This window comes from Rhizobium sp. AAP116 (assembly GCF_001295785.1).
Lineage (GTDB): Bacteria > Pseudomonadota > Alphaproteobacteria > Rhizobiales > Rhizobiaceae > Allorhizobium.
In genome coordinates, this window is the sequence record NZ_LJIB01000004.1 from 106129 (window position 1) to 128914 (window position 22786).

General features: G+C 61.6%; 23 protein-coding genes. 3 read left to right on the plus strand and 20 right to left on the minus strand.

The features are described from left to right. Positions 1 to 34: 34 nt before the first annotated feature. A complete protein-coding gene (locus IP85_RS03200) occupies positions 35 to 1030 on the plus strand; it encodes a KpsF/GutQ family sugar-phosphate isomerase (protein WP_054148224.1) in 996 nt (331 codons plus the stop codon). Positions 1031 to 1037: 7 nt separating this feature from the next. Here IP85_RS03200 and IP85_RS03205 read toward each other — a convergent pair whose 3' ends face one another. The 17 genes from IP85_RS03205 to IP85_RS03285 all read right to left on the minus strand — a co-directional run bounded on the left by IP85_RS03205 (position 1038) and on the right by IP85_RS03285 (position 17166). Beyond that, positions 1038 to 1325 carry a type II toxin-antitoxin system RelE/ParE family toxin gene (locus IP85_RS03205; RefSeq protein WP_054148225.1) on the minus strand — a complete coding sequence of 96 codons (288 nt, stop codon included), beginning with the start codon at positions 1323 to 1325 and terminating at the stop codon, positions 1038 to 1040. Further along, positions 1325 to 1561: a ribbon-helix-helix protein, CopG family gene (locus IP85_RS03210; protein WP_054148226.1), complete on the minus strand. Its 237-nt coding sequence runs from the start codon at positions 1559 to 1561 to the stop codon at positions 1325 to 1327. Before IP85_RS03210 ends, IP85_RS03205 begins: the two co-directional genes overlap by 1 nt. A gap of 46 nt (positions 1562 to 1607) precedes the next feature. Beyond that, entirely contained in the window at positions 1608 to 2066 is a 459-nt protein-coding gene (locus tag IP85_RS03215; RefSeq protein ID WP_054148513.1) for an NfeD family protein, read from the minus strand. A 5-nt stretch (positions 2067 to 2071) separates the two neighbouring features. Continuing rightward, a complete protein-coding gene (locus IP85_RS03220; RefSeq protein WP_054148514.1) occupies positions 2072 to 3073 on the minus strand; it encodes an SPFH domain-containing protein in 1002 nt (333 codons plus the stop codon). Positions 3074 to 3262: 189 nt separating this feature from the next. Continuing rightward, positions 3263 to 5224, minus strand: coding sequence for a HAMP domain-containing methyl-accepting chemotaxis protein (locus IP85_RS03225; RefSeq protein ID WP_054148227.1), 1962 nt, complete (start codon positions 5222 to 5224; stop codon positions 3263 to 3265). Positions 5225 to 5303: 79 nt separating this feature from the next. Further along, complete coding sequence (locus IP85_RS03230; protein ID WP_054148228.1) at positions 5304 to 5912, minus strand: hypothetical protein; 609 nt, start codon at positions 5910 to 5912, stop codon at positions 5304 to 5306. A 410-nt stretch (positions 5913 to 6322) separates the two neighbouring features. Next, complete coding sequence (gene hemH / locus IP85_RS03235; protein ID WP_054148229.1) at positions 6323 to 7357, minus strand: ferrochelatase; 1035 nt, start codon at positions 7355 to 7357, stop codon at positions 6323 to 6325. Positions 7358 to 7478: 121 nt separating this feature from the next. After that, positions 7479 to 9377: a 5'-nucleotidase C-terminal domain-containing protein gene (locus tag IP85_RS03240; protein WP_054148230.1), complete on the minus strand. Its 1899-nt coding sequence runs from the start codon at positions 9375 to 9377 to the stop codon at positions 7479 to 7481. A 202-nt stretch (positions 9378 to 9579) separates the two neighbouring features. Next, positions 9580 to 9942: an outer membrane lipoprotein Omp10 gene (gene omp10, locus IP85_RS03245; protein WP_054148231.1), complete on the minus strand. Its 363-nt coding sequence runs from the start codon at positions 9940 to 9942 to the stop codon at positions 9580 to 9582. Positions 9943 to 10128: 186 nt separating this feature from the next. Beyond that, positions 10129 to 11571, minus strand: a complete 1443-nt coding sequence (locus IP85_RS03250; RefSeq protein ID WP_054148232.1) for a homospermidine synthase — start codon at positions 11569 to 11571, stop codon at positions 10129 to 10131. Between the two features lie 136 nt (positions 11572 to 11707). Further along, complete coding sequence (locus IP85_RS03255) at positions 11708 to 12577, minus strand: DUF3445 domain-containing protein (protein WP_082347567.1); 870 nt, start codon at positions 12575 to 12577, stop codon at positions 11708 to 11710. Further along, positions 12574 to 12972 (minus strand): type II toxin-antitoxin system HicB family antitoxin, encoded by a 399-nt coding sequence (locus tag IP85_RS03260; protein ID WP_054148233.1) that lies wholly within the window; start codon positions 12970 to 12972, stop codon positions 12574 to 12576. The genes IP85_RS03255 and IP85_RS03260 overlap by 4 nt, the downstream gene beginning before the upstream one ends. 20 nt (positions 12973 to 12992) lie before the next feature. Further along, positions 12993 to 13175: a type II toxin-antitoxin system HicA family toxin gene (locus IP85_RS03265; RefSeq protein WP_054148234.1), complete on the minus strand. Its 183-nt coding sequence runs from the start codon at positions 13173 to 13175 to the stop codon at positions 12993 to 12995. Positions 13176 to 13231: 56 nt separating this feature from the next. Further along, on the minus strand, positions 13232 to 13516 hold the full coding sequence (locus tag IP85_RS03270; RefSeq protein WP_054148235.1) for a YciI family protein: 285 nt from the start codon (positions 13514 to 13516) through the stop codon (positions 13232 to 13234). An 8-nt stretch (positions 13517 to 13524) separates the two neighbouring features. After that, the gene (locus tag IP85_RS03275; RefSeq protein WP_082347568.1) at positions 13525 to 14145 is read right to left on the minus strand and encodes an aminotransferase class IV family protein; all 621 of its coding nucleotides are present in this window, start codon (positions 14143 to 14145) and stop codon (positions 13525 to 13527) included. Next, entirely contained in the window at positions 14130 to 15293 is a 1164-nt protein-coding gene (locus tag IP85_RS03280; RefSeq protein ID WP_054148237.1) for an aminodeoxychorismate synthase component I, read from the minus strand. The genes IP85_RS03275 and IP85_RS03280 overlap by 16 nt, the downstream gene beginning before the upstream one ends. A 22-nt stretch (positions 15294 to 15315) precedes the next feature. Next, positions 15316 to 17166: a M3 family oligoendopeptidase gene (locus IP85_RS03285; protein ID WP_054148238.1), complete on the minus strand. Its 1851-nt coding sequence runs from the start codon at positions 17164 to 17166 to the stop codon at positions 15316 to 15318. A gap of 253 nt (positions 17167 to 17419) precedes the next feature. Here IP85_RS03285 and IP85_RS03290 point away from each other — a divergent pair, with 253 nt between their 5' ends. Both IP85_RS03290 and IP85_RS03295 read left to right on the plus strand, forming a co-directional pair. Next, positions 17420 to 18937 (plus strand): sigma-54 dependent transcriptional regulator, encoded by a 1518-nt coding sequence (locus tag IP85_RS03290; RefSeq protein WP_054148239.1) that lies wholly within the window; start codon positions 17420 to 17422, stop codon positions 18935 to 18937. 302 nt (positions 18938 to 19239) lie between these two features. Continuing rightward, on the plus strand, positions 19240 to 20970 hold the full coding sequence (locus IP85_RS03295; protein ID WP_236759287.1) for a DUF882 domain-containing protein: 1731 nt from the start codon (positions 19240 to 19242) through the stop codon (positions 20968 to 20970). Between the two features lie 79 nt (positions 20971 to 21049). Here the strand turns inward: IP85_RS03295 and IP85_RS03300 are convergent, their stop codons facing one another. The 3 genes from IP85_RS03300 to IP85_RS03310 all read right to left on the minus strand — a co-directional run bounded on the left by IP85_RS03300 (position 21050) and on the right by IP85_RS03310 (position 22548). After that, complete coding sequence (locus IP85_RS03300) at positions 21050 to 21316, minus strand: DUF2312 domain-containing protein (protein ID WP_054148241.1); 267 nt, start codon at positions 21314 to 21316, stop codon at positions 21050 to 21052. A gap of 105 nt (positions 21317 to 21421) precedes the next feature. Continuing rightward, positions 21422 to 21727: a DUF1244 domain-containing protein gene (locus tag IP85_RS03305; RefSeq protein WP_054148242.1), complete on the minus strand. Its 306-nt coding sequence runs from the start codon at positions 21725 to 21727 to the stop codon at positions 21422 to 21424. 11 nt (positions 21728 to 21738) lie between these two features. After that, the gene (locus IP85_RS03310; protein WP_054148243.1) at positions 21739 to 22548 is read right to left on the minus strand and encodes an N-formylglutamate amidohydrolase; all 810 of its coding nucleotides are present in this window, start codon (positions 22546 to 22548) and stop codon (positions 21739 to 21741) included. Positions 22549 to 22786: the final 238 nt, after the last annotated feature.

Below are 22786 nucleotides of genomic sequence, written 5' to 3' on the forward strand. Positions count from 1 at the left end.
TTTACAGCAGCCGACAAACGCAGTATGGGACGACATGATCAAGCGCGCAGTCAATCTCGTTGAAGCCAGTGCCACCGAATCCGCTCTTCGCGTCATCTCGACCGAGCGGGAGGGGCTTCGTGTCCTCGAAGAGGCCTTGGCCGGTCCCTTGGCCGCACCCTTTTGCAATGCGGTGAAGACGATCGGCGGGATCGGCGGTCGCGTGATTGTGACCGGGGTCGGCAAGAGTGGCCATATCGGTTCGAAGATCGCCGCCACCTTCGCCTCGACCGGCACGCCAGCCTTCTTTGTCCATCCGTCCGAAGCCAATCATGGCGATCTCGGCATGATCGCGCAGGATGATGCGATCCTGGCGATCTCCTGGGGGGGCGAAACGACGGAACTTCAGGGCATTCTGAGCTTCTCGCGCCGTTTCTCGATCCCGCTCATTGCCATTACGGCGGGTGAAAATTCCACGCTCGCCCGCAATGCGGATGTCGTGCTTCTGATGCCGAAGGTTCAGGAGGCCTGCCCGCACGGGCTCGCACCGACGACCTCGGCAGTGCTGCAGCTTGCCATCGGCGATGCGATTGCGATTGCCCTTCTCGAAGCCCGCGGGTTTTCGCCGTCGGACTTCCGTACCTTCCATCCGGGCGGCAAGCTCGGTGCGGCGCTCACCCATGTGCGCGACATCATGCATACCGGCGAGCGCCTGCCGCTGGTGGCGCTCGGTACGCCCATGCCCGAGGCGGTCAAGACCCTGTCTCACAAGCATTTTGGCTGTGTGGGCATCGTGGACGACGCCGGCAAGCTCTGCGGCATCGTAACGGAAGGCGACATGGCGCGTAATCTCGCCCGGGATCTGTCTATCCTTGACGTCGAGGACGTGATGACCCGCAATCCGAAGGTCATCAAGGGCGACGCCCTCGCGACGACCGCCGCGGCGATGATCAACAAACATGGCATAGGTGCGCTGATCGTCGTCGATGACGAGAACACGCCCGTCGGCCTCATCCACTTCCACGATCTGCTGAGGATCGGGGTCGCCTGAGCGGGCCTCAAGAGAAGCTCTCAGGCCAATCTCGTGCGCCATGAATGATCGCCAGGATTTCCACGCGCGCGCCCACTCTGTAAACGACGATGTAGGGTGTGCGGGAAACCACGAGTTCCCGTGTGCCGCTCACCCTGCCTAGGCGGCCGACGTTCGGATTTTTAGCCAAGAGCGCCTTCGTTTGATCGAAGATCCTTTTGGCCAGACGTGTGGCTGCCGCTGGTCGCCTGTCTGCAATGTAATCCTGGATCGCTTCCAGATCTTGGATCGCTGGAAGTGTCCAGACCACCAGCATTAGCCGGGCCGATACTTGTTCAATACCCGGTCTATTTCCGCCTCAGACGCGAAGTCACCCCGATCGGCTGCTTCGATTGCAGCCTTAACTTTGCCGATGAAGTGCTCCTGCCAGGCAATCGAGTGACCCTGCTCCAGGGCATCCTGGATGATCCTTGAACGCGATACGCCCGCGCGCGCGGCAAGCGCATCGATCCTGGCTGCGAGATCCGGCGTGATGTCGAGTTCGATTGTCATGGACCCACTATGCCATGCTTTGCCGCGCATTCAAGCGTGGCCCGGCTCAAGCCTCTTCCACTGTCAGATCGCGACCGTCGCTTGAGACGATCCGCACGCGGGCGCCGCTGGGCAGGTCCGGGCCGGAGACCAGCCAGAAGGTGTCGTCCAGCCGGATGCGGCCACGGCCCTCGCGGATGGGCTCGGCGAGCACGGCGGTGCGGCCGACGAGGCTTGCGCCACGCTGATTGAGGAGTGGTTCGTCGCTCGACGTCTCGAGGCGGGTGAAGAGACGGCGACCGGCAAGCGTGAAAGCGACGGCGCTTGCCGCAAAGACCAGCGACTGGATTTGCCACGACCAGAAGCCCGTATCCCAAAGCAGCAGCGACAGCACACCTGTCAGGATGGCGCCGAGGCCGATCCAGACCAGGAAGACGCCGGGCATGACCAGTTCGGCCGCAAGCAGCAGCATGCCGAGGACCCACCAGCTCCAGGGGCCGAGTTCGGCGATGATCCGCGCCAGCATGGCGATCACTCGCCGTTCGGGTTGAAGGAACTGATCGGCGGCGTGGTGCGCGGCGCGGCGGTCGGGCGCGTCGGTGCCGGGCGCTTGTCGTCGCCGAAGACCTCGCGCGCAATCGCGCCGATGCCGCCGAGCGAGCCGATCAGCGACGTCGCTTCCATCGGCATCAGAACCACCTTGGAATTGCTGGAGGTGCCGATCGCGGCCATTGCCTCTGTGTATTTTTGGGCGACGAAGTAATTGATGGCGTTGACGTCGCCGGCGGCGATTGCTTCCGAGACGAGGCGGGTGGCCTTGGCTTCGGCTTCCGCCAGACGCTCACGGGCCTCGGCCTCGCGGTAGGCTGCCTCACGCTCGCCTTCTGCCTGAAGGATGGCGGCCTGCTTGGCGCCTTCGGCCCTCAGGATCTGGGCATTGCGGAAGCCTTCGGCTTCCAGGACCTGGGCGCGCTTCTCGCGCTCGGCCTTCATCTGGCGGCCCATGGCGTCCACCAGGTCGGCCGGCGGCTGGATATCCTTGATCTCGACGCGCGTGACCTTGATGCCCCAGGGGCGGACGGCCTCGTCGACAACGCGCAGCAGGCGGTCGTTGATGACCTCGCGGTTGGAAAGCAGTTCATCGAGATCCATCGAGCCCATGACCGAGCGGATATTGGTCATCGTCAGGTTCAGGATGGCATTTTCGAGGTTCGAGACCTGATAGGCGGCTTCTGCAGCGTTCAGCACCTGATAGAAGGCGACAGCATCGGCAGAAACCGAGGCATTGTCCTTGGTGATGACTTCCTGGGTCGGCACATCGAGTACCTGCTCCATGACGTTCATCTTCGCGCCGATCCGCTCAAAGAACGGGATGATCAGGTTAAGGCCCGGCTCCAGCGTGCGCGTGTAGCGGCCGAAACGCTCGATCGTGTAGCGGAAGCCCTGCGGTACGGTCTTGATGCCGGCAAAGAGGACCAGGATCACAAGCAGTACGAGTGCGATGACGACGATGTCCGGACCGGTAACGGGCATGAATTCCTCCAGCATTGGCGCAAACGGAAATTGCGCCCCTTTGGTCTAACATCGTGGCGTGACAGGGTAAATGCAAGGGATCGCGGTCACACACGACGTGGTTTACCATCCAGACTGGTGGGCCGCGAGAAAAAGAAAAGCGGCGGGATTTCTCCCGCCGCCTCGGTTTTCAGGCTGATCGACCTGAGCTTAAAACTCTTCCCAGTTGTCCTGGGCCACTGCCGCGTTGCCGTGGCTGCGTGGCGCCGGGGCGGCGCGCCGGGCAGGCTCGGCCGCACGCGGTGCAGGAGCGCGGCTGGGCGATGCCGTGGGTTGTGCCATCGCACGGGCCGTTTCGCGCAGCGCCGATGCCTGGGTTTGCTGCACGCCGTCGATGCTGAAGTGCGAGATCAGTTCGCGGAGCTTTGCGGCTTCGCTCGCAAGCGCGCCGGAGGCCGCGTTGGATTCCTCGACCATGGCGGCGTTCTGCTGGGTCGTCTGGTCCATCGAGTTGACCGCATGGTTGACTTCCGAAAGGCCGGTCGCCTGTTCCTTGGCGGAAAGGGCAATCGCATCCATGTGGGTGTTCATCTCGGTGATGAAGCCGCCGATGGTGCGCAGCGCTTCGCCGGTCTTGCGGACGAGATCCACGCCGCCAGCAACCTCGGTCGAGGAGTTCTGGATGAGAGCCTTGATCTCCTTCGCAGCATTGGCAGAACGCTGGGCGAGCTCGCGAACTTCCTGGGCGACGACTGCAAAGCCCTTGCCGGCTTCACCGGCACGTGCTGCCTCGACGCCAGCATTCAGGGCGAGCAGGTTCGTCTGGAAGGCGATCTCGTCGATGACGCCGATGATGTTCGAGATCTGCTGCGAGGAGTTTTCAATCCGGCGCATGGCTTCTTCGGCGCGGGAAACGACTTCCGACGACTGGTTGGCGGAGGTGTTGGCATGTGCCGCCACACCGCGGGCCTCTTCGGTCCGCTTGCTTGAATTGACGACGTTGGCGGTGATCTCTTCGACTGCGGCTGCCGTCTGCTCAAGGGCGGCTGCCTGCTGCTCGGTGCGCTTCGACAGATGATCGGTCCCGGAGGCGATCTCGCGGGTGCCGGTCTCCATGGTCGCGACGCTGTTGTTGATCGAGGCCATGGTCTGGTTCAGCTGGCGGATAGACTGGTTGAAGTCGTGGCGGAGTGCCTCGAAATCAGGGGCGAAGGCTTCGTTGATCTGGAATGCGAGATCGCCGGCGGCGAGGCGCTTCAGACCGGCAGCCAGGCCCGACGTGGCGATGCGCAGACGTTCGGCGGCATCAGCTTCGGCACGCTGCTGGGTCGCGATGCGATCGGCCTCTGCCTGACGACGGTTACCGTCGGCCTCGGCTTCCAGTCGCTTGTTGGCGATCGCTGCCTCACGGAAGATCTGCATCGCGGCGGCCATGCGCCCGATTTCGTCCTTGCCACCCTGATCGATCGTGACGTCGAGGTCGCCGTTTGCGAGGCGCGTCGTGTTGTCGGCGAGCTTGCCGAGCGGACGAGAAACAAGTTGGAAGTTCAGGAAGCCGAGGAGAGCAGCAGCGATGCCGACGATGATCGAAGCGGCGAGGCTGACCGTTTCCACAAGCGAGAGGGCTGCTGTCTGGTTTTCACCCGCGGTGACGGCACGCGCCGAGAGAGAAGACTTGATCTCGCGGATTCGCACTTCGAAGGCCTGGACTAGAGCCTCTCCTTCACCAGTTACTTCCATGGCGCGGGCAAGTTCAACCGTTTCCGGGTCGCGCATCAAGAGGATCTGGCGGTCCATGAAGTTTGTCTTCCACGCGTCGAAGGCAACCACCGCGTCCCTGAACTTCGTAAGTTCTGCAGGTGCCGATGCCGACAGCATTGTTTCGATGTTGGGACGGTCCGCGCTCATTTCCGCAGCCATCTCTTCTGCGCCAGCTGCGTAGTCGCGGTTGCCGGTCAACAGGAAGGTCTTCAGCTTGAGGTCCGCAACATAGAGATCGGCGGAGAATTCTTCGATCACCGCAACGGCGCGATTCATCGTCGCGGTTTCCGCGACCTGTTCACGGGCCATAATGGTGCGATTGTGCATGAAGGTCGAGGCTGCGATCGCGATGGCGGCGAGGAGTCCGAAAGCGAGAAAGCCTTTGGCGCTTACGGATAAATTCTTGAGCATAGTAAAATCCTGTCCCGGTCGGGGTCGAATTGGATCATGGTTTACAGGACGGCCGCCATCATGGGGTCGTGTCGAGGGATCAGCTGCCGGCCAGCGCCCGGCGCTCGAGTTCCGTCAGGTTGAGTTCGACGGTAACGGCACCAATCTTCTTCTTGGCGCTGTCGACCAGCGTCAGGCTCACCTGGTTTCGCCAGATCTTCATGTCGTCGTCCCACTCGGCTTCATCGATGAAGATCGCGTCCTCCGAGACGTCATAGGTCTTCTGGAACTTGGCCTCGTCGCCCTGCCAGAAGTCGCTGGTGATCGAGCTCTGGCCGACATTCAGGCCGTTCTTGTCCATCACGAAGATTTCAGGATAGAGGCCGAGCGATTTACCCTGGATGCGGGCGAGATAGACGGAGAGCGGGCTGGAGAGCGTCGCGGCGATCAGCGGCTTGTCGGCTGCCTCGCGCTCGGCCTTCCATTGATTGTCCAGCTCGTCGATCTTGTCCTGGGACAGGTCTGTGAGCCGAGCGTTCTGTGCCTCGACCGATACGGTGACAATCTCGGCGGACACGAATTCCTGGATCTGCTTGATGAGCTCGGGCGAGACGAGCTTGGCGATATCAGGCTGGGCCGGTTCTGCATGGGCAGTGGCGAGTGACGCGACGATGAACGTCGATGCCAATGCTGTCGTGACGAATTTCATGATGGTCTCCTTCAACTCCCCCTAATTCTAGGGATCATTACTAAACGGACCATTAATATAAGAAATTGCCTATCTAGAATTGTAATTAAATCCAATGATTTAAGTAGGCTTTTCCGTCTCGGATTTGCGCTTGTGGGCAGCTTGAGGTTGTCTTTTCGGTTGTGTTGTTTCGGAGCTCGACACGCTAAGCAAATGAAAAGATGCATCAAAGTTGGGCATATGTACCGAAGATTGGGCTTTTTCTCATTGGCTCGCCATGCGTGTTCGCCGTCTCGGTTGTACCGCTACCGTAGCTCAATTGCCCCTCCGGAAGGCACGATGCGACGCGAAGTGACATTGATATAAATGAAAAAAGGACCGCCTTCCGGCAGTCCCTTGGTCATGTTGCATGTAGCTTAGCCTATTGAGCTTCAGGCCCAACCCTGGAGCTCCCGGCGGACGACGTTCTCGATCACGCGCATGCCGTCGTCGCTGTCGTTCAGGCAGGGAATGTGGGTGAACTTCTCGCCGCCATTGTGCAGGAAGTCCTCGCCGGCTTCGCCAGCGATTTCCTCCAGTGTTTCCAAACAGTCGGAGACGAAGCCCGGGTTCATGATGGCGATGCGCTTGACGCCTTCCTGGGCCAGCTTTTCGACCGTCTTGTCGGTATAGGGCTGCAGCCATTCCTCGGGCCCGAAACGCGACTGGAAGGTCACCATCAGCTTTTCCTTCTCCCAGCCGAGATGCTCGCGCAAGAGACGCGTCGTCTTGTGACACTGGCAGTGATAGGGGTCGCCCTTCATGAAGTAGGACTTCGGAATGCCGTGATAGGAGGTGATCACCAGTTCAGGCTCCCAGTCGAGGGTCGCCAGATGCTGGTTGATGGAGTTGGCAAGGGCGGCAATGTAGACCGGATCATCGGCATATTGCGGCACGGTGCGCAAAGCCGGCTGCCAGCGCATCTTCAACAGCGCCTTGAAGGCTTCATCGTTGACGGTCGCCGTGGTTGCCGCCGCATAGTGTGGGTAGAGCGGATAGACGAGAATCTTCTCGCAACCCGCCTTCTGCATCTCGTTCATCTTCGCCTGGATCGCCGGCTGGCCGTAGCGCATGGCCCAATCGACATGCACGTTCGGCAGATCCTTCAAGGCAACCGCGAGCTTTTCCGCCTGGCTGCGGGTGTAGGTGCGCAGGTAGCTTTCGTCGAGATCCTTGTTCCAGATCTCTTCATAGGCCTTGCCGACCTTCTGTGGGCGTCGGTTGAGAACAATCCCGTACAGAATGGGGTACCAGAACCACCGTGACCACTCGATGACGCGCTTATCCGTCAGGAATTCCTCGAGATAGCGGCGCATGGACTTGTAGTCCGTGCCATCGGGCGTTCCAAGGTTGACGAGCAGGACGCCGACCTTGCCGAAATTGACGGGCGGATGGTCGGAGGGCCAATGGGCAGGCATTACATTCATCTTGATATCCTGGTGATGAGATCTCGACCGATACGTGGCGAAGGCCAGTTGAGATCATCTGATAAAAGCAAAAGCCGGCCCGGGGAAGCCCGGACCGACTTTTGTCATGCGTCAAACGGTCTTACTTCGGCGGAAGCTGCAATTCCCGGCCGATCGAGAGCACGTTCGGATTGCGCAGCGTGTTCGCCTCGGCGATCTTGCTCCACATCATGCCGTCACCATAGGTGGCCTCGGCGATCTTCCAGAGGCTGTCGCCGGCAACCACCTTGTAGACGGTTTCGGCAGTCGCCATGGCCGCATCCGCGGCGGTTGCCGCCGGAGCTTCTGCGGCAGCCGGAGCCTCGGTTGCTGCCGGAGCCTGAGCGGGCGCTTCGGTTGCCGGCGTGGTCGTGTCGCCTGCCGGCGGTGCCGTCGCGGAGATCACGGTGATGCGACCGTCGGTGTAAGGCCTGTAGGGGCTGTTCTTGGCGATGTAGTCGGCCACGACAGTTTCGAGGCCCGGGCCGAAATCGTAAGCGTTCTGTCCGCCGCTCTCGAACACGCCATAGCCATCACCACCGGTGCGCATATAGTTGTTGGTGGCCACGCCGTAGACCTTCTCGGGGTCAATGGCGACGAAGGCGTCACCTTCCTTGACCTCGACGGAGGAGATGCGGCTGCCGGCCGGCTTGGTCAGGTCGGCGGTGTATTTCAGACCGGATACCTGCGGGAAACGGCCGGCCGCTTCCTCGACCTGGCTCACGCCGTTCTCGAGGGCGGCCACGATGTCGGAGCCCTTGAGCTGGAAGGAGGCAAGCGTGTTCTGGAAGGGAAGGACAGTGAGGACCTCGCCCATGGTGACGGTGCCGGCGTCGATCGACGCGCGCAGACCGCCGCCATTCTGGATGGCGATGGTGATGCCCTGATCGCTCAAGCGATCGACCATGGCGTCCGCCACCAGATTGCCCATGGTGCATTCAACTGCACGGCAGGTTTCACGCGAGCCGTCGATGGCTTCGGCGCTCTCGCCGATCTCCTTCAGTTTCAACTCCTCGATCGGGCCACCGAGTTCGGCCACCTTGGCGACGAAGCCTTCATCCGGGGTCACGGAGGCGTCGAGCAGCTTCGGTTCGCCAGTCGCGGTCTTGACGACGCCTGCATCATCAAAAACGACCGTCAGGTCGCCGAGATACTTGGAATAGGCATAGGCCTGGACGATCGGCACATCCGCGCCGGACGGGTTCTTCACCAGGGTCGGGTAGGGGCCCGCTGCCTTCTCGTCGGTATTGGACAAAAGCGTATGGCTGTGGCCGCCGACGATCACGTCGATGCCGTCAACGGCTGCCGCGATTTCCTGATCCTTGACGTAGCCGACATGCGAGAGCAGCACGATCTTGTCGATGCCCTGGCCTTCGATTTCGGCCACGGCTTCCTTCAGATAGCCGATCTCGTCGGCAAAAAGGATGGTGTCGCCAGGCGAGGAGGTCTCATCCGTGTCGGTTGCGAGGACCGAGACAATCGCGACCTTCTCCTCGCCGAATTCCTTGACGATGTAGGGCTTGAACTTGTCGGCGACCGGAGAGTTGAGGCCAGCCAGCGTGTTGCCGGAGATCATCGGGAATTTCAGCGCGTCGATGAACTTCGCCAGCTCTTCCGGGCCGTCATCGAATTCGTGGTTGCCGATGGCCATGGCGTCGAAGCCGATGCCGTTCATGAAGTCGGCAATCGGGGCGCTCTTGTAGGTGGTGTAGAAGAGCGAGCCCTGGAACTGGTCGCCAGCGTCGAGTGTCAGCACGTTCTTGCCCGTGAGTTCTGCGCGGCGCGCATCGATGGCGGCCTTCACGCGGGCGATGCCGCCGAAGCATTCGTTGGCGGCCGCATCTTTTGCCGAGCAGGTCGAATCGGATTTGCTGATGGCCTCGATGCGGGAATGCAGGTCATTGATGTGCAGGATATTGAGTTCGAAATCGGCCAGAGCTGTTCCGGCGGTCAGGGCCAGCACCGAGGCGCTGAAAAGGCCAATCGTCAAATGTCTGAACATCTTATCTCTCCTGTTGCAATCGATCACCGGAAGTCTGGCACGGATTGATGACAGTCACGCGCCAGAATTCGGATGGCGGATGTTTTCATCAAGACCGGAACAGGGCAAGCAAAATTCACTTGATGTCCGCATGTTAGCGGGGCCAGAAACGAAAGAAGCGGCCGCTTGGGCCGCTCCTCGATAAGTCTGTCCTGGCGCCGGCTCAGCCGCGTCGGGCGAGCGAGAACTGGGCGCCGCTGTCGGAGGTGCAGTTCAGCTGTGTCGGCGTGACGAGGGCGCAATTCACCTTCTGCTGCGTGTTGCGAACCAGAGACGTCATGTTGATCTCGACCAGGCGGTCATTGACCAGCGTGTAGGTGCCGGATGCGAGGATCTGGTTGGAATCGGTCGTCCGCGTGGTGAAGGTGCCGCCCTGGAAGGTCGAGGCGATACCATTCGGATCAACCCAGGCGCCTTCGATCGACGGACCCTGCTGAACGGCCGGCAACTGGCGGGGAGGGCTGGAATAGCAGGACGAAAGGGCAAGGCTCATCGCCGTTACAGCCACCAGGGATCTGATTTTCATTCTTGTCTCCCACCATCTCGGCGGTTCGGTCCGGCCGCCCACCGTTTGCGTTGTCATCGAGAACATGCCGCGAAGCCTCGGCCAAAGCAAGGCGAAAGCCTTGTATTGCCGGGGTTATCCCGTCCTTGCTTGCAACGAGAAAGGCCCGCCGCGAGCGACGGGCCCCAAGCTCTGGCCTGAAACCGTTTATCGGACCAGGATGTTCCGGAACTGCCACGGATCCTTTTCATCGAGGTCTTCCGGGAAGAGGCCCGGGCGACCATCAAGAGGCGTCCAGTCGGTGTAGTGGCCTTCGACCGGGCCGAGATAGGGCGACTGCACTTCCAGGCAGCGCTTGTAGTCCATCTCGTCGGCTTCGACGATGCCGGCCTTCGGGTTCTCGATCGCCCAGACCATGCCGGCGAGAACGGCGGAGGTCACCTGCAGGCCGGTTGCGTTCTGATAGGGCGCGATGCGGCGGGTTTCTTCGAGCGACAGGCGCGAACCGAACCAGTAGGCGTTCTTTTCGTGGCCGTAGAGCAGCACACCGAGCTCGTCGACGCCGTCAACCAGTTCGTCTTCGTTCAGCACGTGCAGAACAGGCTGCTGCGTGCCGCCATTGCCGAACATCTCGTGCAGCGAAAGCACGGCGTCGTTGGCCGGGTGGTAGGCATAGTGGCAGGTCGGGCGATAGACGACTTCGCCATCCTTCTCGACGGTGAAGTAGTCGGCGATCGAGATCGACTCGTTGTGGGTTACGAGGAAACCGTATTGCGGACCCGGCGTCGGGCACCAGGTGCGAACACGGGTGTTGGCGCCGGGCTGCTCCAGGTAAATCGCGGCCTTGCAGCCCTTCTTGTGCTTCTTGGCGTTCTTCGGCATCCAGTTTTCATGGGTGCCCCAGCCGAGTTCGGAGGGCTGCAGACCTTCCGAGATGAAGCCTTCGGCCGACCAGGTGTTCCAGAAGACGTTGAGCGGCTTCGGGTTCTTGGTGCGCTGGGTGTCGCGTTCGGCGATGTGCACGCCCTTGACGCCGACCTTCTTCATCAACTTGGCCCAGCCGTCACGATCGTTCTGGTCGGGCTCTTCGAATTTCAGGCCGATTTCATGGGCGAGGTTGACGAGGCCCTGCTTTACGAACCAGGACACCATGCCCGGGTTTGCGCCGCAGGTGGACACGGCCGTCGTGCCGCCCGGGTTCTTCGCCTTTTCCTGGCGCACGGTTTCGCGCAGCGCGTAATTGGTGCGCTCGGAATTCTTCATGTTCTTGTCGAAGTAGAAGCCGAGCCAGGGCTCGACGACCGTATCGATGTAGAGCACGTCGAGCTTGCGGCAGAGCTTCATCAGATCGAGCGAGCCGGTGTCGACCGACAGGTTGACGCAGAAGCCCTGGCCTTCGCCTTCGGTCAGAAGCGGCTTCAGGAGCTTCTTGTAGTTGTCCTTGGTGACATGCGCCTGGATGTGCTTGATGCCATGCTTGGCAAGCAGGTCGGCTTCGTCATTGCGGGGATCGATGACGACCATCCGGCTCTTGTCGAACTTGAAGTGGCGTTCGATCAGCGGCAGGGTGCCGCGGCCGATCGAGCCGAAACCAATCATCACGATCGGGCCGGTGATCTCGCCATAAACCGGGTAGGTCATTTCGCTCATTTCCGTCTCCTTGGAGGCCCGGTCGTTGTGCCTGGGCCATGTTTCCGGCCTGTCTTGTGCGGCCGGAGCGATACTGGCGGTTCTAGATCACAAAAATCTGACACAATAAAGGGTAGGGGCATGGGGGTGAGGGGCCTCACCGCTGATTTTCGAGTGCTGTATCTTGCCGCAGGTGGGCGACGAGCCGGTCACGCTGGGTGTCGAGGCCCTTGTATCGGAGCTGATCGCCGGCGAGGCCCTCCAGCTGCTCGGCCAGGGCGGCGCCGAGCCTTCTGCCGTCAGGATGATTCCTGAACGCTGTGACCGGATCCATATAGATGCGGATCGTGAAGACGATAGCGCCTGTCACAGGCAGTTTCGTCAGCGTTTGGCGCTCGACGCGTACCACGGCCTCATGCGGTTGGGCGTCGTCGTTGCGGCCGGTTTCCGGGTGAAAGAGCTTTTCCTTCCAGTTGATCGACCAGTTGAAACGCTCGGCGGGCAGGCCGGGCGCCAGATTGTCGAAGATGCGGTTGATCATGGCCGCGTTGCGCGTGCCGCCTTGGAACCCCGGCACATGCTCGTGGACCTCCTCCATCGGTCGATCGAACTTTTCCGCAAGCGACCAGGAGGATGGGAAGGAGAGATGAGCAGCGGCGATGGACCAGCCGGCGTCGCGCTTCATCATGATGACCAGGTCGTCCTGTACGAGCATTCCGGCGCGGAGCAGCGGGGAGAGGGTTTCGTCGGTCAGGGAGGGCGCATGCATGTGTTGTGGATGATGGGCCTTGAGATGGGCGACGAGGGCTGCCAGACATTCCTCCTGGGCGGGGAGACTGTCTTCGGTCGCCCGGAAAACCTCATCGAGCCGTGCCGCTGCCAGCGCGCGCTTTTCGTTCAGGTACCAATCGCGCTCGGCATCCGGTTCGATCCAGCGGGTCGGGTCGAGGGCGGACAGGCCGATGGTGAAGGGGCGCGTCGGGCCGGCGTATGGTGTGTGGGTGAGTTTCGGTCGCGCCTTGATCACGCCGAGCGCTCGATCTCTTTGCGAGCGCAGCTTGCCAGGAAGGCCGACCGGGTGAGGCCTCGCTGCTTGGCTGCCTGGTCGATTGCGGCCAGCGTTCCTGCTTCCATCGTGATGTTCGCCCGGACAGTCCGTGTATCGTCTTCGATGAGGGGCACGCGGATGAGGAATGCGCCGGCAGCCAATTCGTCACGAACATCGGAACGCTCGACGATATCCTGATGAGAGGAGGGGACCGGAAGCTCTTCATCCTCTGCCCAAAGCCTCAAGGCTTCGATTGCGTTGATGACAAGGTCTTCATCGCGATCCGCTGCCGAGAATACGGTTGGCAAATCGGGGAAGCTGATGCCGTAGGCACTCTCCAGGTCCTTATGGACCAAAGCCACGTAGTATCGCATATGCCGATTTCTCTTGCTCTTCAGATCCAGCCCGCCTGTTTCGCAATCGCCCGGGCGGTGCCAAGCGGGAGATCCTTCTTCGGATGGGGCACGATGATCGTCTTGCCACATTTCCGAAGCTTGTGATGGGAGCCAGACACCGAAACAAGTTCATATCCCTCGGCCTTCAGGCGCTGGATGATCTTGCGCGAGTCCTTCTCCATTACCTGTCTCCATGCGCAAATATATGCGCATCACTTCTTTTCTTCAAGGGATTAACCTAGCCCTTCAATCCCTCTAGCCCCGCCGCCGTCCGGGTGACCACAACCTCCGTCACTTCATACATCGCCACACCCTCGACCGTGAAGGGATCGGCCGCGACATAAGCCTCGATCTCGGCCTGGTCTCCTCTGGCCAAAATCACGCCGCCGGTGCGCGGGTTCTTGCGGCCCGACGCCAGAAACAGGCCGTTGTCATAGCCGGCGTTCACCCAATCCATATGCGGGGCCATGAACCGATCGGCCTCTTCGGTGGGCTTTACATAGGTGAGGGAGAGAATGAACATGTGTGGCCCTAATCAATGAGCTCTGCGCGGATCAGGCCGCGCAGGGAATTGCCGACGAAAAGCTTGCGCTGGTGAAGGTCGTTGAGTTTCAGCACCTCGCCACGCGCCTTGCGCTCCCGGATGAGTTCGGCCCGCAACACGCCGGGCAGGAGGCCGCTGGCAAGCGGCGGGGTGAGCAGCATGCCGTCGGCGGCTTCGGCGAAAATGTTGGTGATCGTGCCTTCGCAGACCTCGCCACGCTCGTTGAGCAAGATCACTTCGTCGGCCTCGTCCCTGGAAAACTCGGCGCGCGCGGCCTCGTAAGGCTCGCGGCGGGATGTCTTGTGGCGGAAGAGGCTGTCTTCGGACTGCAGACGGGTCTTGGCGACCTTCAGGCGCCAGACCGTTTCCTCCGGGATCGGCTCGAAGGGTGTCGCCGTCACCTCCATCTTGCCGCGATAGGTCATGACGAGGCGCACACGCAGTGATGTATCGCCGGAGACTGCCTTCTCCAGCTTGCCCTTCGCGTCCTGCGGCTGCCGAAAACCCAATGCATCGGCAGACCGGGACAGACGACGCAGATGCTGGTCGAGCCGCAGAAAGCCTGCGTCCGGCTGCCACCGCATCGTCTCGATCAGCGAGAAATCCATTGGTCTCCCAGGGCAAAACGCGCCTTCAGCAGGCATTCCTCGTATTCTGCCTCGGCCTTCGAATCGAAGACGATGCCGCCGCCGACATTGAAGACGGCGCGTCCGCCGTTGAAAAGGGAGATGGTGCGGATTGCCACTGAAAATCGCATGGGGCCTGCCGGGTCGCACCAACCGATCGCGCCGCAATAGACGTCACGCGGACCGGCTTCGAGTTCATGCAGGATGCGCATCGCCCACATTTTCGGCGCGCCGGTCACCGAGCCGCAGGGGAAGAGGGCGGCCATGATCTCGGGCAGGCCGATTTCGGGCATGAGCTTGGCGCGCACATAGCTCACCATCTGGTGGACCGTCGGATAGGTCTCGATCGCGAAGAGTTTGGGGACCGAGAGGGTGCCGACCTCTGTGATGACGGAGACGTCGTTGCGCAGAAGGTCAACGATCATCCGGTTCTCGGCCTGGGTCTTTTCGTCGGCGAGCATCGCTTCGATGATTGCCTCGTCCTCCTCGGGGCTTGCGCCGCGCGGTGCCGTGCCCTTCATCGGGCGGGTTTCGATCCAGCCATCCTCGTCGACCGAGAAGAAGAGTTCGGGCGAGCGGGACAGTATGACAGGGCCGGTGCCGTAGTCGATCAGCGCGCCATAATGCACGGGCTGGCGACCGACGAGCGACCAGAAGGCGGCACGGGGATCCCCCTCCCAGCGGGCTTCCACCGGCATGGTCAGGTTTGCCTGATAGCAGTCACCCTTGCGCAAGTGATGATGCAGGCGATCGAAGCGGGCGCTGTAGGCTTGGAAATCCCAGCCGGCCCGGGGATCAGTCAGGAGAGGCGCATTCGGGATGTTCGAGGGTGCCTCAGCCAGCGGGTGTTCGGCCGGTGCTGGGGCGTCGAAGACACCCATCGCGATCAACGGTGTTTCGCGCCCGTCCTCAACGAGCGGCCTCAGCTTCGGTTCGAATACGAAGCCCGCCTCATAGGATATGTACCCAGCCAGCCACTTGCCGGCCTTCCGGGCTGCCTCCAGTCGGGCAAGCGCCGGTTCGACCTCGTCCGCCGTCCGGGCGACGACGAGCGTCTCCGGTTCGGCAAAGACGAGGCTGGTCCCCGCGCGGTCGTCGCGGAAGAGCGCATAGGGCGCGTGGTCACGCATGGGATGTCGGCAGCTCCGCTGTTCAGGCCGCCTTATCTAGCGCTTCCAGCTCGTCGATCAGCCCCTCGATCATCGACAGTCCCTTGGCCCAGAACGACGGATCGGTGGCGTCGAGGCCGAAGGGGGCGAGAAGCTCGGAGTGATGCTTGGTGCCGCCGGCCTTCAGAAGCTCGAAATACTTGTCCTGGAAGCCCTGGTCGGCGTTCTGGTAGACGGCATAGAGCGAGTTCACCAGGCAGTCGCCGAAGGCATAGGCATAAACGTAGAAGGGCGAGTGGATGAAGTGGGGGATATAGGCCCACCAGTTCTCATAGCCTTCGGAGATCTTGATCGCCGGCCCAAGGCTTTCCTGCTGAACGGAGAGCCACAATTCGCCGATTTTCTCGGCCGTCAGCTCACCTTCCTTGCGGGCGGTATGGATCTTCCGCTCGAACTGGTAGAAGGCGATCTGGCGCACGACCGTATTGATCATGTCCTCGACCTTCTGGGCGAGCATGGCCTTCCTCTCGCGCTTGTCCGTCGTCTTGTCGAGGAGGGCGCGGAAGGTCAACATCTCGCCGAAAACGGACGCGGTTTCAGCCAATGTCAGCGGGGTCTGGCACATCAGGGCACCCTGACCGCCGGCCAGAACCTGATGCACGCCGTGGCCAAGCTCATGGGCAAGCGTCATGACATCGCGCGGCTTGCCGAGGTAGTTGACGAGAACATAGGGGTGAGCCGAAGGCACCGTCGGATGGGCAAATGCACCCGGAGCCTTGCCGGGGCGGGCGGGGGCATCGATCCAGCCGCCGTCGAAAAAGCGCCCGGCGATGTCAGCCATTTCGGGCGCAAAGCCGCCATAGGCCGAGAGCACCATGTCCTTGGCCTCGTCCCAGGAGATCAGGCGGTCCGGTGTTTCGGCAAGCGGCGCATTACGGTCCCAGAAGTTCATCTGGTCCATGCCGAGCCACTTTGCCTTCATCTTGTAATAGCGATGCGAAAGGCGCGGATAGGCTTCGCGCACGGCTTCAGCGAGCGCATCGACCACTTCGCGTTCCACGCGGTTGGCGAGATGGCGGCTGTCAGCGATGTCGTCGAAACCGCGCCAGCGGTCGGAGATGTCCTTGTCCTTGGCGAGCGTGTTGGTCACCAGGGTGAAGATGCGGATATTGTCCTTGAAGGTCTTCGACAGGGCTTCGGCGGCGAGCTTGCGCTTGGCCGGGTCGGCATCCTGCAGAAGCGTCAGCGTCGGCTCCAGCGGCATCTCGTCTTCGCCCACCTTGAAGCGCAGCGAAGCCAGCGTCTCGTCGAACAGGCGGTTGAAGGCGGCGGCACCCGTCTGCGACTTCTCAAGGAAGAGCTGCTCGATCCGGTCATCGAGCTGGAAGGGCTTGTCCTTGCGCAGGTCGACGATCCAGGGGCGGAAGTGGGCTAGAGCGGGATCCCGGTCCATGGCGGCGTCGACGGCGTCGTCGGGCAGGCGGTTGAGCTCCAGCGGGAAGAAGAGCAGGCGCGACGACATGTCCGTCAGCTTGGCCTGGATATCACCGAAGAACTTGCCGTTCGCCGGATTGGTCATGTCGGAATAATAGGTGAGGCCTGCATAGGAGGCGATCCGGCCGAGCAGGTCTTCCAGTGCCTCCATCTCGCGCAGCGTTTCGGCCAGAGAGCCGTCACCAACGGTTTCGAGAGACGCTGCGAGTTTGCCCTTCCACTTCATCTCAAAGGCAAGCGCATCGGCGCCGGCCTTTTCCACGGCGCCGAGAAATTCCGGCGAGGTCTGGCCGGGATAGAGGTCGTCGAGTTTCCAGACGGGAAGGTCGCCGAGATATTGATCCCTGCTCGCGGAGGCCTGGGTGACGGGGCTTAAGGCGGGGCGGCGGTCGATCATCATGGTGACGTCCTTTCTCTCGTTCTTTGCGGAGATGTAGTCAGTCGCCCGCCGATGGGCAAGCAGCCGGGTGTGTCGGAGTGGTGCGACCTGAGCGAGCCGATTGCCGCAGCGCCTCTGTGGATTGTGCCAGAAACGGTTAAGGACCGTTAAAATGCTAGGTTTTCTCCCAAGAACATCTTCAGGCCTTTCTGCCAGTCTCCCTCGCGATAACCCAGGAGCGCGAACGCGCCGAAACAGCCTCGGGGAGCGCAAGTTGACCGCACAAATTCTACTCATCGATGAAGATGCCGCCGAGCGCCGCAGCATGAAGGCTGCGATAGAAGCGCACGGCCATGCCGTTCATGTCGCCGACACCGCGCCTGCGGGCCTCGAACTCTTCCGCCGCCAATCCGAGCAAATCGGTGTTGTGGTGCTCGACGTAACATCCGCAGACGGCCCAAACCCCAGCGTCATTCCCATGCTCGCCGAGATCAATCCGAGCGTACCGGTCATCGTCTGTACCACGGAAGGCGCGACCGAAACCGCGCTCAACGCCGTGCGTGCGGGCGCCTTTGACTTCCTCGTCAAGCCGATCGCCCAGGAACGGCTGATCGGCGCCATCGAGTCGGCACTGAAGATCCATCGTACCAGCCTGCAGGGCCGCGCGCCGCGCCGGGCTCGGAGCGGTTCGGTCAGCTTCTCTGACGTCGTTGCCGCGAGTGCGGCCATGTCGCGCGTCGTGGAACTCGGTCGTCGGGCAGCGCAGTCGATGATCCCCGTGATGCTCGAAGGGGAAGCCGGCGTCGGCAAGGAACTCGTGGCGCGCGCCATCCATGCCGCCAGCGATCGGTCGTCCCGTCCGTTTGTTTCGGTCAACTGCAATGCCATCACGCCTGGACAGATCGAAGATGTGCTGTTCGGCAGCGAAGCCCAGATGGGCAAGGTTGCCGAGGCTGAAGGTGGCACGCTTTTCATCGAAGAAATCAGCGAGTTGCCGCCCGTTGGCCAGATGCGCTTGCTTGAGATCGTGCAGTCCGGCGAAGTTCATCGCAGCGGACATGTCAAGCCTTTGAAGGCCAATGTGCGGCTGGTTCTGGCGACCAACAAGGATCTGATCGAGGAAGTGAAGGCCGGGCGTTTCCGCGAGGATCTCTACTACCGGGTCAACGTCTTTCCGATCACCATTGCCGCACTCCGCCGCCGCAAGGAGGACATTCCGCATCTCATCAGGGCCTTCGTCGAGCGCTTTTCGCTCGAGCAGCGCCTGCCGCGGACCCTGCCGGTCGAATCTTCCGCACTCGCCTTGCTGACCTCCTTCGACTGGCCCGGCAATACGCGCCAGCTTGAGAACGCGATCTTCCGCGCCGTTGTTCTGGCCGAGGGCTCCAGTCTCAAGGAAAGTGACTTTCCGCAGATCGCAGCGCAGGTCACCAGTCATCGAAGCGCGACTGTCGGTAGCGAGGCGCAGGCCGTCGTTTATGAGCCGAGCCCGATCGCCAAGGTTCAGGCCGCTCTTGCCGAGCGTGCTGCGGGCCTAGTTGGCGGCCAGTCGGCTCCATCCACAGGTTTTCAGGGATCGGCCTCCGGCAATGTCATCGTCAGCACCGACGAGGCCGGCAATGTGCGCAAGCTGGCGGAGATCGAGGAGGAACTGATCCGCTTCGCGCTGAAGTTCTATCGCGGTCAGATGAGTCAGGTCGCCCGGAAGCTCGGCATCGGCCGGTCCACGCTCTACCGCAAGCTCAAGGATTACGGAATCGATCCCGACGATCCGCAGAAGGATGCCGCTTGATTTACCTCAACCGTTCGATGTTAACTCTGGGGTAAGCTTAATCGCTTACCCAAGGGCTAAGCATTTGTTAGGCAAGCGTTCACCATAAAGGGATAGCTTGTGCGGATGTGGCAAATTTGCCATGGTATGACCGCATTTGACGTTCAATTCGGTTGGCGTGGGACGTAGTCTTTCGGACGGGGATTGCATTGCAGGCATCGCAGGACATCAGCGCGCTCTCTAGACGAAACGAGCGCAAAATCCGGCTTGCGTCTGCACAGTCGGTAAACCGGCTGTTGTCTCCGCTGTTTGCCGCAGTTCTGATGAGTTTCTGCTTCTTGCTTGGCAATGCCGCCACAGCGCGCGCCGAGAGCCGCACCCTCAACATCGAGTTTGTGCATACCGGCGAACGCGCTTCGATTACCTTCAAGCGCAACGGACGCTATGACCCCAAGGGGCTGAAACAGCTCAATTATATTCTCCGTGACTGGCGCCGCAACGAGCCGACGAAGATGGACCCGCGCCTCTTCGATCTCGTCTGGGAAGTTTATCGCCAGTCGCGTGCCAAGGGTTACATCAAGGTCGTCTCGGCCTATCGTTCGCCTGCTACAAACAACATGCTGCGTTCGCGCTCCAAGGGTGTCGCGAAGGAAAGCCAGCACATGCGCGGCACCGCGATGGACTTCTACATTCCCGGTGTGCCGCTGAAGACGCTGCGCGAAATCGGCGTGAAGATGCAGGCCGGTGGTGTTGGCTATTATCCGAATTCCGGCTCGCCTTTCGTCCACATGGACGTGGCCGGTGTGCGTGCCTGGCCGCGCATGAACCGCCAGGATCTCGTCCGTCTCTTCCCCGACGGCAAGACCGTCCACATTCCTTCCGACGGCAAGCCGCTGCCCGGCTACCAGCAGGCGCTCGCCGAATACAAGCGCCGTGTCGCATCCGGCAACACAGTGATGATCGCCGAGGAAAAGTCATCCGCGCGTCCGCGCAACTTCCTCGCCATGCTGTTTGGCGGTGGTGATGAGGATGAGGTCGAGGATGTGCCGGAACCTGCCGCTCGCCCGGCAACGGCCCAGCCGCAGCCGGTACCCGCTGCGCCGCGCCAGCAGCCGGTCGGCGCGGCACAAGACCCGGTCATGGTCGCCAATGCGCTCCCGGGCGTCGATGCGGCCGATGCGCCTGTCCCGCAGGCCCGCCCTTCGCTTCGCCCGGCTGACAACAGTCTTGCCGTTGCGCTCTATCAGCCGCCGCGCAATGCCGCCGAGGACGCGCTGCAGCAGGTCGCAAGTGGCGTGCCCACGCCGGCCAGCGCGCCGTCTGATGAATTTCCTGATCTCGCCTCGGTGAACGTGCCTGTACCGACGCTTTTGAATACGCGTCCTGGTGCTGGTCCCGAGGAAGGGGTGATGACGGCATCGATCGATCCGAGCTCGGAAGCCATGCTTCTGGCCGAGGGAATGGCCGTGCCGGTTCCGGCAGCCCGTCCCCAGGTCGCCGAAGCACTGCTCGCCTCCGCCCAGGCGGAAGCCGAAGCGGAAGTCGACGAAGTCGAGCAGGCGATCCTGTCGCCTGAGGCCGCTGCCGCCCTTGAAGATAGCACCATGCCGGAAATGGCCGCACCGATCCCGGCGAGCCCGCCTGCCCAGGCTGAACTTCGTGCCGCACCGGCACCGGCTGCAAAGCCTGTCGAGGTGGCCGCAATCCCGCCGCAGCCGGAAACCGTGGTGGAGTCGACCACGCAATTTGGCGACATGTTCGATGCGCCGTCCGAACCCGTGGCGGATGCCGATGCGGCGCTGCCGAAGAAGGGCGGTCGTCCGGGACAGGAAGATGCGGAGCGCGCGCATATGGCCATGTATGGCGGCACCCAGCTGACCAAAAACATGATCGAGCAGTGGGCGCTGAACCAGGGCAAGTTTGAATCCGTCGCCAAGCCGGTGAAGGCCCCGCGCGTCGTGTCCCGTTCGCTCGTGGCTCCTGCGACTGCCGTTCCGGATGGGTTCCGCCTCGATGCGACCACGGTCGATCCGAGCCGCTTTGGCGCTCCCTGATCTCAGGCTTTTTCCGCAGCGCAGACAAAAAGAAACCCGCCGGATCGGCGGGTTTTTTGTTGGTCGCAGCGAGGGTGCCTCAGCCTTCCGGCGGGCTCTCGATCATGCCGAGCGCGTGCAGGTAGGTGTCGAGGATCAGATCCTCTTCCATGCGCTCCTGGTCGTCCTTCTTGCGAAGCGCGATGACCTTCTTGAGGATCTTCGTGTCGAAGCCCATGGACTTGGCTTCGCCGTAGACATCCTTGATGTCGTCGGCGATGGTCTTCTTTTCTTCTTCCAGGCGCTCGATGCGTTCGACAAAGGCACGGAGCTGGTCGCGGGCGACGCCGTGAGCGGCATCAGACATGGGCAATCTCCTTCATTGCGGGGATGGCATTCTCGGGATGGTTTTCGTGGCGTCCACGTGCCGCGAAGCAGCGTCCGCGTCAAGTCCCAAAGCTTATGGGACGCGTCATTCCTTCGGGCGGTTCTCTTCGAAGGCTTGCTGCTGATCGGCGCTTGCCTCGCGCTGATTGAGCGACTTCCACGCGTCATAGGGCATGCCGTAAACGATCTCGCGGCTTTCGTCCTTGGTGAGGTCGATACCGCTTTCCTTGGCGGCGTCGAGATACCAGTTCGACAGACAGTTTCTGCAGAAGCCGGCGAGGTTCATCAGGTCGATGTTCTGGATGTCAGGCCGATTGCGCAGATGGGAAACGAGCCGGCGAAAGGCGGCCGCTTCGAGTTCGGTCTGCTGGTCCTTGGTCGGGAGCGTCATGCTGTCCTCCTTCAGGGCGCGATGGGTTGAGCGGGGTAGGGGCCGGTGCGCGAGGCGTGGATTTCATATTCGTGCAGCTTCGGGTCGGCATTGAGGCGTTCGAAGATCGGCGCGAGGCGATCCGCCCAGGCGGTGACGCCGGCCTCGTCGGCGATCAGATCCTGACGCACTTCGAGAAGCGCATGCGGAATGCCCGTGATCATGCAATGACGATACATGGTGTCGCCCTTCAAGGCGCCGTCATAGGGCTCGTTGTCGCCGACGAGGATGTCACCCGATGCCTGCAGACCCTCGATCAGTGGACGGACGGCGCGGGCGTCGGTGTCCCAGAGGACGGCGGCGTGCCAGGGGCGGGGCACGCCCTTCCAGGCGGGTGTATAGGAGTGCAGGGAGAGAACGAGCGGCGCCTTGCCCGAGGCGTCCGCGACCTTGGCGATCACATCGGAGACCGCACGGTGGTAGGGCCGATGATAGGTCTCAATGCGGTGCTGCCATTCGTCTGCGGTGATCGGATGATTGCCAGGCACAATGGCGCCGTCGGAGATACGCATGATGATGGTCGGATCATCCTCGCCGCGATTCGGATCGATCAGCAGGCGGGAGAAGCGCGACATGACGGCGGGGACGCCAAGACGGGCGGCCAGCTGCCGGGTCAGCGGCTCGATCCCGATGTCATAGGCAATGTGACGGCCGAAGGCGCTGTCGGGCAGGCCAAGCTTTTCGTAGGGCTCGGGCACGATATTCGTCGCGTGGTCGGCGAGAAGCACCAGGCCGGCGTCAAAACGGCCATCCAGAATCTCAAAAGCGGGGGAAACATTCATCAGTTTGAAGCCATCGTCTGGTACAAGTGCTTGATCGCATGGGGAATGGGGGAGCGCAAGCTTTCATGGCTGTCACGTTTGTGCCAAGATCGAACATATAGGTTCTGAGCTTGGCCAAAGGCAGAAAATATAATCGATTAGAGTTGCGTTGACATTCTCTGGTCAGCATCGCAAGAAGGCATCCCATGCGCATTTTTGGAGTTCCGGCGGCAATCGTGCATCAACCGATCAGACAGAC

Excerpts from the sequence above, each read along its gene's own strand:
- IP85_RS03265 (WP_054148234.1), bottom strand. The coding sequence starts at position 13,175 with ATGGAGAAGGACTCGCGCAAGATCATCCAGCGCCTGAAGGCCGAGGGA.
- IP85_RS03250 (WP_054148232.1), bottom strand. The coding sequence starts at position 11,571 with ATGAGCGAAATGACCTACCCGGTTTATGGCGAGATCACCGGCCCGATC.
- hemH (WP_054148229.1), bottom strand. The coding sequence starts at position 7,357 with ATGAATGTAATGCCTGCCCATTGGCCCTCCGACCATCCGCCCGTCAAT.
- IP85_RS03240 (WP_054148230.1), bottom strand. The coding sequence starts at position 9,377 with ATGTTCAGACATTTGACGATTGGCCTTTTCAGCGCCTCGGTGCTGGCC.
- IP85_RS03285 (WP_054148238.1), bottom strand. The coding sequence starts at position 17,166 with ATGATGATCGACCGCCGCCCCGCCTTAAGCCCCGTCACCCAGGCCTCC.
- IP85_RS03275 (WP_082347568.1), bottom strand. The coding sequence starts at position 14,145 with ATGGATTTCTCGCTGATCGAGACGATGCGGTGGCAGCCGGACGCAGGC.
- IP85_RS03295 (WP_236759287.1), top strand. The coding sequence starts at position 19,240 with ATGAGTTTCTGCTTCTTGCTTGGCAATGCCGCCACAGCGCGCGCCGAG.
- IP85_RS03300 (WP_054148241.1), bottom strand. The coding sequence starts at position 21,316 with ATGTCTGATGCCGCTCACGGCGTCGCCCGCGACCAGCTCCGTGCCTTT.
- IP85_RS03280 (WP_054148237.1), bottom strand. The coding sequence starts at position 15,293 with ATGCGTGACCACGCGCCCTATGCGCTCTTCCGCGACGACCGCGCGGGG.
- IP85_RS03210 (WP_054148226.1), bottom strand. The coding sequence starts at position 1,561 with ATGACAATCGAACTCGACATCACGCCGGATCTCGCAGCCAGGATCGAT.
- IP85_RS03260 (WP_054148233.1), bottom strand. The coding sequence starts at position 12,972 with ATGCGATACTACGTGGCTTTGGTCCATAAGGACCTGGAGAGTGCCTAC.
- IP85_RS03305 (WP_054148242.1), bottom strand. The coding sequence starts at position 21,727 with ATGACGCTCCCGACCAAGGACCAGCAGACCGAACTCGAAGCGGCCGCC.
- IP85_RS03215 (WP_054148513.1), bottom strand. The coding sequence starts at position 2,066 with ATGCTGGCGCGGATCATCGCCGAACTCGGCCCCTGGAGCTGGTGGGTC.
- IP85_RS03200 (WP_054148224.1), top strand. The coding sequence starts at position 35 with ATGATCAAGCGCGCAGTCAATCTCGTTGAAGCCAGTGCCACCGAATCC.
- IP85_RS03220 (WP_054148514.1), bottom strand. The coding sequence starts at position 3,073 with ATGCCCGTTACCGGTCCGGACATCGTCGTCATCGCACTCGTACTGCTT.
- IP85_RS03230 (WP_054148228.1), bottom strand. The coding sequence starts at position 5,912 with ATGAAATTCGTCACGACAGCATTGGCATCGACGTTCATCGTCGCGTCA.
- IP85_RS03205 (WP_054148225.1), bottom strand. The coding sequence starts at position 1,325 with ATGCTGGTGGTCTGGACACTTCCAGCGATCCAAGATCTGGAAGCGATC.
- IP85_RS03270 (WP_054148235.1), bottom strand. The coding sequence starts at position 13,516 with ATGTTCATTCTCTCCCTCACCTATGTAAAGCCCACCGAAGAGGCCGAT.
- IP85_RS03310 (WP_054148243.1), bottom strand. The coding sequence starts at position 22,548 with ATGAATGTTTCCCCCGCTTTTGAGATTCTGGATGGCCGTTTTGACGCC.
- IP85_RS03225 (WP_054148227.1), bottom strand. The coding sequence starts at position 5,224 with ATGCTCAAGAATTTATCCGTAAGCGCCAAAGGCTTTCTCGCTTTCGGA.
- omp10 (WP_054148231.1), bottom strand. The coding sequence starts at position 9,942 with ATGAAAATCAGATCCCTGGTGGCTGTAACGGCGATGAGCCTTGCCCTT.